Raw genomic sequence first — 13,105 nt, 5'->3', positions numbered from 1 at the left:
CGGTCGGCATGGTCCGTCGAGGCTACCGGGAGAGGAACGGGCATGAACCTCCTGCGCCGCGTGCTCGTCGACCTCCGTCGCGGACTCGCTTCGCCGAACCGGAACGCCCGCAGCGCCGTCGTGCTCGGCCGGCTGCTCGGGATCGCGTTCGTCGTCTGCTTCGGCACCGGCCTCTACAGCCACTTCCTGCAGGACCCGTTGCCGTGGATGCACTTCCCGACCCGACCGGTGCGGCTCTACCAGTTCACCCAGGGTCTGCACATCACGGCCGGCATCGCGATCATCCCGCTCCTGCTCGCCAAGCTCAACGTGGTGATGCCGTCGCTCGTCCAGGACCCGCCCGTGCGCGGCGTCCTGCACCTGCTCGAGCGGCTCTCGATCGCCGTGTTCGTCTCCGGTGCGATCGTGCAGGTGATGACCGGCCTCGTCAACACGTACCAGTGGTACCCCTGGCCGTTCCCGTTCCGCCAGACGCACTACGCCCTCTCCTACGTGCTCATCGGCTCGCTCGCGATCCACATCGGCGTCAAGCTCCGGATCATCGCGCGGTACTGGCGGAAGCGCGACGCGTACGACGCCGAGGGCCGGTTCGTCGAGGACCGCTCCGTCGGGAGCGAACTCGTCCCGGACGTCCGGGACGCACCGCCGCGCGGACTCGTCGGTGCGGTGATGCGCTGGGTGGACCGGGCCGCGGACGCGACCCAGGTCGCGGTCCGGGCGGACGAGGCGGACGCGCGCCGTGCCTCCCGTGCGCAGATGACGGAGCGGGCCGGCGCGCCGGGCGTGACCGACGCGGACTGGGTGGCGGACGCCGACGACACCGCCGCCGTCGAACGCCTCCCGGTGGCGACACCCGACCCCGTGGGTGCGGGACGACGGCAGCGCCTCGCGCGCCGCGGGTTCTTCGCCGGGGTCGGCGCCGCCGTCGCCGGCGTCGTCGTGCTCACGGTGGGGCAGTCGAGCGTCCTCGGGGAGCCGTTCAACGTCTTCGCGCCGCGCCAGCGGGGCACCGGCCCGGGCGGCCTGCCGGTGAACCGGACCGCGAAGGCGGCCGGGGTCACCGAGACGGCGATGGCCGCGGACTGGGGGCTGACGATCACGGGGAACGGCATCCGCAAGCGGTTCTCACGGGACGAGCTCCGCGGGATGGGGCTCGTCGCCGCGGACCTGCCGATCTCGTGCGTCGAGGGGTGGAGCCAGATGGCCGCATGGCGGGGGATCCGGATGCGCGACCTCGTCGGTCTCGTCGGGGCACCGCCTGCGTCGCGGGTGCGGGTGACGAGCCTGGAACAGCACGGCGGCTACCGCATCATGGAGATGGGGCCGGAGTTCACCACCGACCCGACGACGCTCGTCGCGCTCGAGCTGAACGGCGCAGACCTCGACATCGACCACGGGTACCCCGCCCGGGTCATCGCACCGGGACGTCCCGGGGTGCTGCAGACCAAGTGGATCGAGTCGATCGAGGTGCTGTCGTGAGCGGCGCGGTCGAGCACGGTGCCGGCGCGGCCCCGGTCGGCCGTCGGATCCGTGTCGCCCGCATCGTGCTCGTGTGGGTCGGCGTCCTCGTGCTGGCGTTCGGTGCGTACACGATGGTGACCACGCTCAAGCCGGCCCGCATCGGCGGCCTGGCGACCTGGCTGCTCGGGGCGGTGATCCTGCACGACGCGATCCTGTCGCCGTTCATCGTCCTCGTCGGGTTGCAGCTCCGCCGCGCCGGACGATCGCTCCGGACGTGGGTGCTCGTCGTGGTGCAGGCCGCGATCGTCGTCGGCGCGGTGCTCGCGGTGACGGTGCTCCCGGAGATCGGCGCGCAGCACCACGGCGCCAAGAACCCGACCGTGCTGCCGTTCGACTACACGGTGCGGTTCCTCGTGGTCGAGGCGGTGCTCGCCGTGGTGGTCGTCGTCGCGCTCGTCGTCGGGCGGGGCCTCGCGCGTCGAGCCCGCCGGAGCGGTCCGACCGTCTGACCCCGATGGGCCGGCGTCGACGGACGCATGCTGGACGTCGTGCTGCCCCGGAGCACGGACACCCCGCCGGTGACCCGGCGGGGTGTCGATGCTCCGGGGCAGGCCGGACGGTGCGGGAACGTCAGCGGTTCTGCGTCCCGGTGCTCCAGATCGCAGTGCCGCCGCGGTAGAGCACGACGTTGCCGTCGTCCTGCACGCGGAGCTGGTTCGCGGCGCTGCCGCTGGTGCCGGTGGACCACAGTGCGGTCCCTCCGGACGCGTACAGCACGACGTTGCCGTCGGCCTGGATCTCGAGCCGGGAACCCGCCGACCCCACCTTCGACGACCAGGTCGTGGTCGACCCGCTCGTGAGGGCGAGCTGGCCGTTCGACTGCACCGTGAGCCGCTTGACCCCGTTCGGCGAGTGCAGGTACTGCCCGGACGTCAGCTTCGTGCCGGTGATGGCGGTGTCCGCGCCGGGACCGCCGCTCCGCCACTTGGCCGAACTGCCGGCGGTCACCACGAGGTCACCGTCGTCCTGCATGGTGATGGTCGTCGCCCCGGTCCCACTCGTGCCGGTGGACCACAGCGCACGCTGGTTCGCGTCGTAGAGGACGAAGTTCCCGTCGGTCTGCATGACGACCGTCGAGCCGGGGTTCCCGCTGGTGCCGGTGGACCACAGTGCTCGACCGTTGCCGTAGACGACGAGGTTGCCGTCCGCCTGCATGTTCATCGTGTACTGCTTGTTCGCCGACGCGAGCTGCTGGCCGCCGAAGAAGATGCCGTAGGCCGACAGCGAGGTGGTCGCGTTCGGGAGGACCGGGGGAGTCGCGGGCGGCGGAGGCGTCGTCGTCGCGGCGACGGGACTGCCGGTCCGGGCGAACTGCGCGAGACCGTCCGTCGTGCCGTTGAAGGTGTCGAGGTCGACGCTGCCCGCGATGCCCGCGACGCTGCCCGTCGAGGAGTACTGCCAGATGGCGTAGTTCTTCCAAGCCGCCGGGAGCGTCCCGGACCCCGAGCTGAGGGACGACGGGTAGCGGGCGATGACGAGCGGGTTGCCGCCGAACGCCGAACTGTTGCCGGTGCACGTCTTCCACCAGTCGGTGGTCGTGTAGATCGCCGGCCAGATCCCGGTCCGCGCGCGCATCTGGTTCGAGAACGCGCTGATCCACTGCGTCATCGCGGCCTGCGACAGGCCGTAGCACGAGTTCGTCCCGTCCGACCCGGAGTACGGGTTGTACTCGATGTCGAGCAGCGGCGGGAGCGTCCGCCCGTCGGCGGACCATCCGCCGCCGTGGTCCACGAAGTAGTTCGCCTGGGTCGCACCGCTCGACTTGTTCGGGACGGCGAAGTGGTACGCGCCCCGGACCATGCCCGCCTGGTACGAGCCCTGGTACTGCTGGCTGAACTGGGAGCTCGTGTAGGTCGTCGACTCGGACGCCTTGATGTAGGCGAACCGGACACCGGCACCCGCAGCGGCGCCCCAGTTGACGCCGGTCTGCCATGCGCTGACGTCGATCCCGGGGGTACCGGCGACGGCTCCCGGGGCGACGGCAGCGCGGACGAGACCCCTGGTGGTGGGCTTCGGGATGGTCGACCCCATCTCGTGGTTGCCCGCGGCGTTCTGCTCCGCGAGCGTCGGGTCGGTGGTCGTGCCCTGCGCCGGGACGGCCGGCGATGCCGATGCGGACGGTGATGCCGACCCGGACGGGGATGCCGATGCAGACGCGGACGGCGAGGCCGATGCGGACGGCGATGCGGATGCCGAGACGGACGGCGTGGACGTCGAGGTGGCGGTCGGGGACGTCGCGGTGGCGACGTCCGGAGCGGTCAGGGTGACGGCGACGGCCGGCCCTGCGGTCAGCGCGATGGTTGCGCAGATGGTGGTCGCGACGGCCGCGATGCCCACCCGTGTTATGGGTTGCACGAAGAGACTCCCTGATCGGGGGCGTCAGTTCCCTGGTACCGCGCCCATTCGAGGGTAAGCGAGGACCGATGAAGCGGAACACCCCCGATCGGGTGTGTTCGCACGCGTGGCCGCCGGGGCCCGGGCGCCTCCCGGGAGCGCTAGGAGACGATCTCGCTGAACGCCCGGCCGCCGGCCGTCCACGACGTCCGGACGGTCATCCCGGCGGTGGCGGCGTGCTCGGCGAGGGCCCGACGGCCGACCTCGGCCCACGGGAAGGTGCTGCTCGAACGGCCGTCGGCGTCGACGATCGTCGCGTGGTACGAGCGGTCCGCATCGTCGTCCGGAGCGGTCTCGACCACGATCCGGCCGTGCTCGTGCACGATGTCACGGCACCGGGTCAGGAGGGCGACCGGGTCCCCGCCGATGCCGATGTTCCCGTCGATGACGAGCGCGGTGTCCCAGTGTCCCTCGTCCGGCACGGGGTCGAACACCGAGCCGCGAACGGCCCGACCGCCGGACCGGTTCGCGATCGCGACGGCGACCGGGGAGACGTCGACCCCGAGCGCGGGCACGCCGATGTCCGCCGCGGCGACGAGCATCCGTCCGGGCCCGCAGCCGATGTCGATCACCGGACCGTCGACGCCGTCGAACAGGGAACGGTCGACGTGGTCCGCGGGGGCCGACCACCGTCCGACGTCGAACGTGACCACAGCACCCGGGCGGTCCGGGTCGGTGAGGCGGATGTGTCCGTCGGTGCGGAGCGCGGCGGCGTACGGTTCGTCGCCACCCGCGCCGAACGCCGATCGGGCCTGGAGGTCGGTCATCGTGTCACCTTCTGCTGTGGTGCGGTGGCGACCGCGGCGGTGAGCGCGGCGTCGAACCGGGAGCCGGGCACGAGCGCCCCGACCGCGCGCGCGTCCTCGATCGTGTCGACGTCGAGCAGCTCGTCGAGGACCCCGACGCGGAGCCCGGCCCCACGGAGGCGTCCGAGCTGGAGCGCACCGGTGTCGTCGCGGGACATGGGGACGCCCCGGACCAGGTCGCCGTCCGGCTCGCGGAGCCAGAGGCCCCAAAAGCCGCCGTCGGAGGCCGGACCGAACCATGCGTCGTGCTGCTCGGCGTGCCTGGCCTCGGCGAACACCGCCGCGGTGTGCGACGGCGCGAGCTGCGGGGTGTCCATGCCGACGAGCAGGGTCGGTTCGTCGACGGCGTCGAACATCGCGGCGATGCGCTCGTCGAGGCCGCCCGTCACCTGCGGCATGACCTCGAACGACTCGGTGCCCGCCGGGGGCGTCGAGCCGTCGAACAGCAGGATGCGTCGGTCGGCGGGCATCCGGAGGACGGCGTCGATCGTGTCCGCGAGGCTCGCGGCGGCCACGGCCGCGGCGTGCTCGTGGCCGATCGCCGGTGCGAGGCGCGTCTTCACGCGGCCCGGCACGCACTCCTTCGCGATCAGCGCGACGGCCGTCACGGGCGGGCCCCGGTGGTGCGGCTCGCGTCGGACGCCCGATCGGTGGGGAGGGGCGCGGGAACGCCCTCGGGACGCGTCCCGTCCGCGACGGGACCGGTCGTACGCGACGCACCCCGTGCCTCCCGACCGTCGTCGGCGACCACGTCGTGGGCGCTCGCGCGGGCCTCGGCCCGGTACCCGCTGAGGAGTCGCGACATGTCCCGGACGGCGTTGACGGTGCCGCGGAGCGTGCCGGTGACCTTGCTGTCGCCGATGCGCTGCGCGTACCCGATGTCCGACTCGTCGACCCGCCAGCCCGCGCGGTGCGCCGCGAGCACCATCTCGAGGGGGTACCCGCTCCGGCGGTCCTGCAGGTCGAGCGCCACGAGGGCGTCCCGGCGCATCGCGCGCATCGGCCCGAGGTCGTGCAGCGGGTACCCGGTCGCGCGGCGCATCAGGAACGCCAGGACGACGTTCGCGAGTCGGGCGTGCGGCGCCCATGCCCCGCGTCCGGTCGGACGACGACGGCCGAGGGCGAGGTCGACGCGGCCACCCGTGACCCGGTCGACGAGCGTGGTCAGCTCGAGCGGGTCCATCGAGGCGTCCGCGTCGCAGAACGCGACGACGTCGGCGGTGGCAGCTCCGACCCCGGCGGCGCAGGCCGACCCGAACCCGCGCCGGGTCTCGGTGACGACGAGCGCACCGTGGGCCCGCGCGACGTCCGCGGAACCATCGGTCGAGCCGTTGTCGACGACGATCGCCCGGTACCCGGCGGGCAGGCGTGTCAGCACCGCCGGGAGTGCCTCGGCCTCGTCGAGACACGGCAGGATCACATCGACGCTCATACCGGTCATTCGGAACACTCCCGGTGTTCGGTGGCCTCGGCGCGTCGCACGGACACGGCGCTCACCCGTCGACCGCCGCGCGGAGGGGTGCGGTCGCGAACTCGCGCATGCCGTCCTCGAAGTCGACGGTGGCGCGCCAGCCGAGCTCCGCCGCGATCCGAGCGCTCGACGCGGTCACGTGGCGGACGTCGCCGAGGCGGTACTGGCCCGTGACGACCGGTCGCGGACCGTCGCTCCCGGCGATCGCGGCGGCCATCTCGCCGATGGTGTGGACGTGCCCGGAACCGACGTTGTAGGCCGCGAAGCTGTCCGGGGCGCTCGAGGCCGTGGCCGCGATCGCGGCGAGGTTCGCGTCGGCGACATCGGACACGTGCACGAAGTCGCGACGCTGGGCGCCGTCCTCGTAGACGCGGGGTGCCTCGCCGCGGGACAGCGCCGACCGGAACAGGGACGCGACCCCGGCGTACGGGGTGTTCGACGGCATCCCCGGTCCGTAGACGTTGTGGTACCGGAGTGCGACCGCCCGACCGCCCGTCGCCCGGGCCCATGACGACGCGAGGTGCTCCTGCGCCGCCTTGGTCTGGGCGTACACGTTCCGGGGGTCGAGGGCGGAACCCTCGTCGATGAGTTCCGGGACGAGCGGCTGGCCGTCGTCGCCGATCGGGTCGAACCGGCCGGCGTCGAGGTCCTCGCGGCGGCGTGCCGGTGGCCGCGCCGGCGCACCCGCGGCGGTGCGGTAGGCACCCTCGCCGTAGACGACCATCGAGCTCGCGACCACGAACCGGTCGAGGCCCGCACGGTCCATCGCGGCGAGGACCGTCGCGGTGCCGACGTCGTTGCTCGAGACGTAGTCCGGCGCGTCCTGGAAGTCGACGCCGAGCCCGACCTTGGCGGCCTGGTGGCAGACGACGTCGATCCCGTTGAGGGCGTCGTCGACGGCGGCGGCGTCGCGGACGTCGCCGCGCACGACCTCGACCCCGATCGCGTCGAGCCGCTCGACGATCGGGGTCGGGTCGCCGTGCACGTCGGGTCGGAACGAGTCGAGGACCCGGACAGCGTGCCCGGCGTCGACGGCGCGCCGGACGATCTCGGAGCCGATGAAGCCGGCGCCGCCGGTGACGAGGACCCGCTCGCTCATGCGGAGACCGGGCGGGCGAGGACCTCGGCGGTGGCGTCGGCCGGGACGAGGTCGCGCGGGGCGTAGTCGTCGGGGATGCCCTGGACGATCGCCTCGATGGCCCGGACGATGACCTGGTTCGCGGCGGCCAGACGTTCCATCACGAGGGCGTGGGTGACGGCGCCGGTGCCCGTGTGCGTCTCGGCCGGGTCGTCCTCGGCCGGGTCGTCCTCGGCCGGTGCCAGGCCGGCGTCGGCGTCCGTCACGAAGGAGAGGTTGACGGTGCCGATGCCGAGCTCCGCCGCGAGCGGGACCTCGGGCGACATGGTCATGTTGATGGTGTGTCCGCCGGCGTTCCGGAGCCACACCGACTCGGCGCGGGTCGAGAAGCGGGGACCCTGGATGACGACGCACGTGCCTGTCGGCTTCGCCGCGACCCCGAGCCCGTCGAGTGCGGCGATCGCGGTCCGGCGGAGCACCGGGTCGAACGGGTCCGCGAACGACAGGTGCTGGACGCTGCCCTCGTCGAAGAACGTGTCGCGGCGACCCCAGGTGCGGTCGATGATCTGGTCGGTGACGACGAAGGTCCCCGGGGCGTAGTCCGGGTGGAGTCCGCCGACCGCACTCGAGGAGACGACGGCGCGGACACCGAGCGAGCGGAGCGCCCAGACGTTCGCCCGGAAGTCGATCAGGTGCGGCGCGACCGAGTGCGACCGGCCGTGGCGGGTGAGGAACGCGATCCGTCGTCCGGCCATCGTGCCGATGCTGATCGGACTCGAGGTCGGCCCGAACGGGGTGTCGACCTGGACCTCGGTCGCGGTGCCCTCGTCGAACAGGGAGTACAGACCGGAGCCGCCGATCACGCCGATCGTCACGGGTGCAGTGTTCTCCACAGGGTTGGCGTCCTTTCCAGGGGCGGGCGTCGTGCTCGCTACGCTACTTGCGGGCCTCCGGGGAACGTTCGGTGTCGCCCCAGACTGTGTCGCCCCAGACTGGGGTACCGGTCCGGCCCGCGGAAGGACGACGCATCCCATGACGACCATCGCTGCGCACCAGGAGCGCGTCCGGGCGCTCGTGGAGCCCGCGCTCGGCCGGATCGACGACACCGAACCGCTGACCGTCGAGTCGCTCGCCGCCCGACCCGACGCCGCCCTGCGGACGATCGGCAGCCGGGTGCTCGCGCCCATCGACCTCCCGCCGTTCGACAACTCCCAGATGGACGGCTTCGCCCTGCGGACCGCCGATGCCGGGACCACCGTGCGGCTCGCCGCCGTCGTGCCGGCCGGTGCGGTGCCGAGCCCGCTCGGTGCCGGGCAGGCCGCTCCGGTGATGACCGGAGCGCCGATCCCCGACGGCGCGGACGCCGTCGTGGCGGTCGAGTCCTTCGGCGTCGTGTTCCCCGACGCCCTCGCGCTGACCGAGCTCACCGTGCCGACGGGCATTGCTGCGCGGACGTTCATCCGAGCGCGTGGATCGGACATCGCAGCCGGTGGCGTGCTCGCGGACCACGGCGCCCGCACCACGCCGGCGCTGCTCGGGAGCCTCGCGGCGGCCGGCGTCCGGACGGTCGACGTCCGCCGCCGTCCCCGGGTGCTCGTCGTGTCGACCGGCTCGGAGCTGGCCGACTCCGGGTCGCCGGACCGTGCCTCGCTGATCGGCGACGCGAACGGCGTGTCGCTCCGTGCGGCGCTCGCGGCGGTCGGTGTGGAGTCGCGGGCGGTCCGTGTGCCGGACGACCCGGACCGGTTCGTCGCCGAGGTCGCGGACGCGGCACGGGGCTGGGCGGACCTCGTGCTCACCACCGGCGGGATCAGCATGGGCGCGTTCGAGGTCGTCCGGCAGGCGCTGGAACCCCGCGGGCTCGACGTCGGGACCGTCGCGATGCAGCCCGGGGGGCCGCAGGCGGTCGGCATGGTCGCCGTCGACGACACGCGGACCGTCCCGGTGATCGGGTTCCCCGGCAACCCGGTGTCCGCGCTCGTGTCCTTCGAGATGTTCCTCCGACCGGTCCTCGCGGCGCACGCGGGACTCCCGGCGGACCGTGCCGCGGAACGACTCCCGGCGGGCGAGCCGACGACGTCGCCCATCGGCAAGCACCAGGTGCGTCGCGGTACCGTCCGTGGCGGACGGGTGTACTTCGTCGGCGGGCCGAGTTCGCACCTGCTCGCCCACTACGCCGACGCCACCCACCTGGTCCACGTCCCGGTCGGCGTCGACGCCGTCGCACCGGGCGACCCGCTGACCGTCTGGAGCATCCGATGACCGACGACACGATCCCGACTCCGCCCCCGCCCCCCGACGACCCCGGATCGCTCACACACGTCCGCGCCGACGGCACGGCGCACATGGTCGACGTCACCGACAAGGCCGTCACCGCACGGTCGGCGACGGCGACCGCGACGCTCGTCACCCGTCCGGACGTCGTCGCCCGCATCCTCGACGGCTCCCTGCCGAAGGGGGAGGTCGTCGGCACCGCCCGCATCGCGGCGATCATGGCCGTCAAGCGGACGAGCGACCTCGTCCCGTTGTGCCATCCCCTGCCGATCTCCGGGGTGCAGGTCGACGTCGTCGGCGCGGACGACCGCGTCCAGATCAGCGTCACGGTCCGCACGACGTCTCGGACGGGCGTCGAGATGGAAGCCCTCACCGGCGCGGCCGTCGGCGCCCTCACGGTGTACGACATGGTCAAGGCGGTCGACCGGACCGCCGTCGTGACGGACGTCCGGGTGCTTGAGAAGCACGGCGGCCGTTCGGGCGACTGGAGCGCGGCGTGACCGGGCGCGGGCGGGCCGCGGCGATCGTCGTCTCGACGTCGGCAGCAGCGGACGTCGCCCTCGACACGACCGGTCCCGTGATCACCGCGTGGCTCCGGGAGCGCGGGTTCGCACTCGACAGCGCCGTCGTCGTGCCGGACGGCGGTCCGATCGCGGAGACCGTCGCGGGGGCGCTCGCCGGGGGAGCGCGGGTGATCATCACGACCGGGGGGACAGGGGTCACGCCCACCGACCGGACCCCCGAGGCGGTGCGCCCGTTCATCGACCTCGAAGTCCCCGGGATCATCGAGGAACTCCGACGTCGCGGCACGGACGTCGGGGTCCGGTCCCTGCTCACCCGGGGGGTCGCCGGACTCGGCGCCGGCGGGGCGTTCCTCGTCACCCTGCCCGGGTCGCGCGGCGGGGTCCGTGACGGCCTCGACATCATCGACGGGCTGCTCGACCACCTCCTCGACCAGGTCGAGGGCGACGGCCATCCGCGCCGCACCGCGGTCGCACCGGCGGGCGGGGCCGCGGCAGACGGCACGGGGGTGTCCGCGTGACGGGTGCCGCGGGCGCGGGCGGGGCGTGCCTCCTGGCCGACGTCGTCGACCGTCCGGTCAGCGTGGCCGAACTGGAGGCCCTGGTCGCCACGAGCGCGGACGGTGCGGTCGTGACGTTCGCCGGTGTGGTCCGCGACCACGACGGCGGGAAGGGCGTCAGTGCGCTCGGGTACGAGGCGCACCCGTCGGCGAGCGAGGTCATCGGCCGGGTCGCGACGGCCGTCGCCGCCGACCACCCCGGGGTCCGCATCGCGGTGCTGCACCGCGTCGGGGACCTCGTCGTCGGGGACGTCGCCCTCGCCTGCGTCGTCGCCGCCGCGCACCGCGGGCAGGCGTTCGCGGCGTGCGCGGCGCTGGTCGACCGCGTCAAGGACGACGTCCCGATCTGGAAGCACCAGCGGTTCGCCGACGGCTCCGACGAATGGGTGGCCGCGGGCGCCTGAGTCGCCGCCGTCCGGGGCAGCATGCGCGACGTCCCGGGACAGCAGGGCCCAGGTCAGCAGAGCCCGGGACAGCAGAGCCCGCGACCGGAGAGCCGGCGACCTCGGCGACTCGGTGCGGCGGATGGGCTCGTCTCGCGCGGATGACCGGCAGAATCGGACGGTGGACCAATTCGACACCATCGTCGTCGGCGCCGGCATCGCCGGCCTCACCGCGGCCCGACTGCTCGCGGCGTCCGGGCAGCGTGTCGTCGTGCTCGAGGCCCGGGACCGCATCGGCGGCCGGACCTGGACCGACGCGGAGCTCGGCGTGCCGGTCGACCTCGGGGCGTCGTGGATCCACGGCATCGACGGCAACCCGCTCACCGTGCTCCGGGACGCGTTCGGCATCGAGAGCTCGGTGTTCACCGTCGGGAGCTTCCAGCCCGACGGCGCGGTGGCGATGCACGCCCCGGACGGCAGCCGTCTGACGGCGTTCGAGCAGCGGCGGTGGATCGACGACATCGCGGCGTTCGACGTCCGACTCGCGGGAGTCGTGGCCTCGGCGCGGGCCGGCACCTCGTACGCCGAGGCCGTCGAGCACGCGTTGCTCGACCTCGGTTGGGACGGTGCCCGTGCGGAGCGCGTGCGCGAGTTCATGGGGCACCGCGTCGAAGATCTTTGTGGGGCGTCGATCGACGCCCTCGACGCGCACGGGCTCGACGAGGAGCACGTCGCCGGGGACGAGGTCGTCTTCCCCGCGGGGTACGGGCAGTTCGCGGCCCGGTTCGCCGAGGGGCTCGACGTCCGGCTCGGACAGGTCGTCGACCGCGTCGAACGCAGTCCGGACGGCGTCGTCGTGCGGACCGCGGACGGGTCGGAGCGCAGCGCGGTGCAGGCGGTCGTGACACTGCCGCTCGGGGTGCTCCAGGCCGGGAGCGTGACGTTCGCCCCGCCGCTGCCGCAGCCGAACCAGGGGGCGATCGACCGGCTCGGCATGGGCGTCTACGACAAGGTCTTCCTGCGGTTCCCGTCGGTGTTCTGGGAGGACGCCGACGTCGTCCGCCGCCAGGGGAGCGGCGTCGAGTGGCACTCGTTCTACGACCTGCGGCGCGCGACCGGCCAGCCGGTGCTCGTCGCCCTCGTCGGCGGTCCGTCCGCCCGGGCGTTCGAGGACCAGTCGGACGAGGACCTCGTCGCGGAGGGCCTCGGCGCGCTCCGGGAGCTGTACGGCGACGCGGTGGTCCAGCCGGTTGCGCACCGGATCACCCGATGGGGGCAGGACCCGTACTCGATGGGGTCCTACTCGTACCTCGGGGTCGGCGCCACGACGGGGGATCCCGACCTGGTGGCGGAGCCGATCGACGGCGTGCTGCACCTGGCCGGCGAGGCGACGTTCGCGGAGGAGCCGGCGACGGTGCACGGCGCCTTGCTGTCGGGGCACCGGGCCGCTCGGCGGGTCCTCGGGCGAGAGGTGGACCTCGGGCTCCTCACCGCTCCGCTCTGAGCGTGGTCTGCCCGCCCGGACGGCTGGTCGAGCATGCCGGGACTCCGAGTCGGCGGCGGGACGCACTGCGGCTTCCCGCATCTTCGACCGCCCCGGACGGCGACACCTGACCGGGGGACTGCGCCGTCCTCAGCGAGTCCATAGGATGCCGGGATGACCCTGTTCTACGGCGTGGAGCTGCTCCTGCTCATCGTCGCGCTCATCGACGTCATCGTCCGCGACTCGTCCCAGGTCCGGCACCTCCCGAAGCTCGTGTGGGTGCTGCTCATCGTGTTCCTCCCGTTCGCCGGGGCCGTCATCTGGTTCGTGGTCGGACACGACTGGCAGGCCGCCCCGCGGAACCACGGGCGGTACCTCGAGCCGGCGCGTCGCGAGGACCGCTTCGCGACGCTCGGCGACGCCCGGGTCGACCACGGACACCGGCGGGTGACGGCGACGGAGCAGGAGCTCGCCGCACTCGAGGACGAGATCCGGTTCTGGGAGGCCCAGGCCCGTCTCAAGCGGGCGAAGGACGCCGCCGGAGACGGCGACCCGGCCCTGCCGAGCTGAGCCGAGCCTCCAGTCCGGGGACCCGCCCACCCCGACCGCCTACC

Annotated in this window: 14 protein-coding genes; 8 read left to right on the top strand and 6 right to left on the bottom strand. The window is 73.4% G+C overall.

Translation table 11 applies throughout. From position 1 onward, the window contains the following. Positions 1–42: 42 nt before the first annotated feature. Both ACO0E0_RS13835 and ACO0E0_RS13830 read left to right on the top strand, forming a co-directional pair. Positions 43–1,479: a molybdopterin-dependent oxidoreductase gene (locus ACO0E0_RS13835; RefSeq protein WP_422872022.1), complete on the top strand. Its 1,437-nt coding sequence runs from the start codon at positions 43–45 to the stop codon at positions 1,477–1,479. Next, complete coding sequence (locus tag ACO0E0_RS13830) at positions 1,476–1,970, top strand: hypothetical protein (protein ID WP_422872021.1); 495 nt, start codon at positions 1,476–1,478, stop codon at positions 1,968–1,970. The genes ACO0E0_RS13835 and ACO0E0_RS13830 overlap by 4 nt, the downstream gene beginning before the upstream one ends. 121 nt (positions 1,971–2,091) lie before the next feature. Here the strand turns inward: ACO0E0_RS13830 and ACO0E0_RS13825 are convergent, their stop codons facing one another. The 6 genes from ACO0E0_RS13825 to ACO0E0_RS13800 all read right to left on the bottom strand — a co-directional run bounded on the left by ACO0E0_RS13825 (position 2,092) and on the right by ACO0E0_RS13800 (position 8,145). Further along, positions 2,092–3,876 (bottom strand): GH25 family lysozyme, encoded by a 1,785-nt coding sequence (locus ACO0E0_RS13825; RefSeq protein ID WP_422872020.1) that lies wholly within the window; start codon positions 3,874–3,876, stop codon positions 2,092–2,094. Between the two features lie 140 nt (positions 3,877–4,016). Next, positions 4,017–4,682 (bottom strand): methyltransferase domain-containing protein, encoded by a 666-nt coding sequence (locus ACO0E0_RS13820; protein WP_422872019.1) that lies wholly within the window; start codon positions 4,680–4,682, stop codon positions 4,017–4,019. Continuing rightward, entirely contained in the window at positions 4,679–5,329 is a 651-nt protein-coding gene (locus tag ACO0E0_RS13815; protein WP_422872018.1) for a TIGR04282 family arsenosugar biosynthesis glycosyltransferase, read from the bottom strand. The genes ACO0E0_RS13820 and ACO0E0_RS13815 overlap by 4 nt, the downstream gene beginning before the upstream one ends. Continuing rightward, positions 5,326–6,153, bottom strand: coding sequence for a glycosyltransferase family 2 protein (locus ACO0E0_RS13810; protein WP_422872017.1), 828 nt, complete (start codon positions 6,151–6,153; stop codon positions 5,326–5,328). The genes ACO0E0_RS13815 and ACO0E0_RS13810 overlap by 4 nt, the downstream gene beginning before the upstream one ends. Positions 6,154–6,214: 61 nt before the next feature. After that, positions 6,215–7,291, bottom strand: coding sequence for an NAD-dependent epimerase/dehydratase family protein (locus ACO0E0_RS13805; protein ID WP_422872016.1), 1,077 nt, complete (start codon positions 7,289–7,291; stop codon positions 6,215–6,217). Continuing rightward, positions 7,288–8,145 (bottom strand): MTAP family purine nucleoside phosphorylase, encoded by an 858-nt coding sequence (locus ACO0E0_RS13800; protein ID WP_422872015.1) that lies wholly within the window; start codon positions 8,143–8,145, stop codon positions 7,288–7,290. Before ACO0E0_RS13800 ends, ACO0E0_RS13805 begins: the two co-directional genes overlap by 4 nt. A gap of 157 nt (positions 8,146–8,302) precedes the next feature. Here ACO0E0_RS13800 and ACO0E0_RS13795 point away from each other — a divergent pair, with 157 nt between their 5' ends. The 6 genes from ACO0E0_RS13795 to ACO0E0_RS13770 all read left to right on the top strand — a co-directional run bounded on the left by ACO0E0_RS13795 (position 8,303) and on the right by ACO0E0_RS13770 (position 13,061). Then, the gene (locus ACO0E0_RS13795; protein WP_422872014.1) at positions 8,303–9,532 is read left to right on the top strand and encodes a molybdopterin molybdotransferase MoeA; all 1,230 of its coding nucleotides are present in this window, start codon (positions 8,303–8,305) and stop codon (positions 9,530–9,532) included. Then, positions 9,529–10,044, top strand: a complete 516-nt coding sequence (moaC, locus tag ACO0E0_RS13790) for a cyclic pyranopterin monophosphate synthase MoaC (protein WP_422872013.1) — start codon at positions 9,529–9,531, stop codon at positions 10,042–10,044. The genes ACO0E0_RS13795 and moaC overlap by 4 nt, the downstream gene beginning before the upstream one ends. Then, positions 10,041–10,586: a molybdopterin-binding protein gene (locus ACO0E0_RS13785; protein ID WP_422872012.1), complete on the top strand. Its 546-nt coding sequence runs from the start codon at positions 10,041–10,043 to the stop codon at positions 10,584–10,586. The genes moaC and ACO0E0_RS13785 overlap by 4 nt, the downstream gene beginning before the upstream one ends. Beyond that, a complete protein-coding gene (locus ACO0E0_RS13780) occupies positions 10,583–11,029 on the top strand; it encodes a molybdenum cofactor biosynthesis protein MoaE (RefSeq protein WP_422872011.1) in 447 nt (148 codons plus the stop codon). The genes ACO0E0_RS13785 and ACO0E0_RS13780 overlap by 4 nt, the downstream gene beginning before the upstream one ends. Positions 11,030–11,189: 160 nt before the next feature. Then, positions 11,190–12,512 (top strand): flavin monoamine oxidase family protein, encoded by a 1,323-nt coding sequence (locus ACO0E0_RS13775; RefSeq protein WP_422872010.1) that lies wholly within the window; start codon positions 11,190–11,192, stop codon positions 12,510–12,512. A gap of 153 nt (positions 12,513–12,665) precedes the next feature. Then, on the top strand, positions 12,666–13,061 hold the full coding sequence (locus ACO0E0_RS13770) for a PLDc N-terminal domain-containing protein (protein WP_422872009.1): 396 nt from the start codon (positions 12,666–12,668) through the stop codon (positions 13,059–13,061). The last annotated feature ends 44 nt before the right edge of the window (positions 13,062–13,105 follow it).

The organism is Curtobacterium phyllosphaerae (assembly GCF_049341865.1).
GTDB lineage: Bacteria > Actinomycetota > Actinomycetes > Actinomycetales > Microbacteriaceae > Curtobacterium > Curtobacterium phyllosphaerae.
Note: the sequence above shows the minus strand (reverse complement) of the source record. Positions and strands in the feature narration are given on the sequence as shown.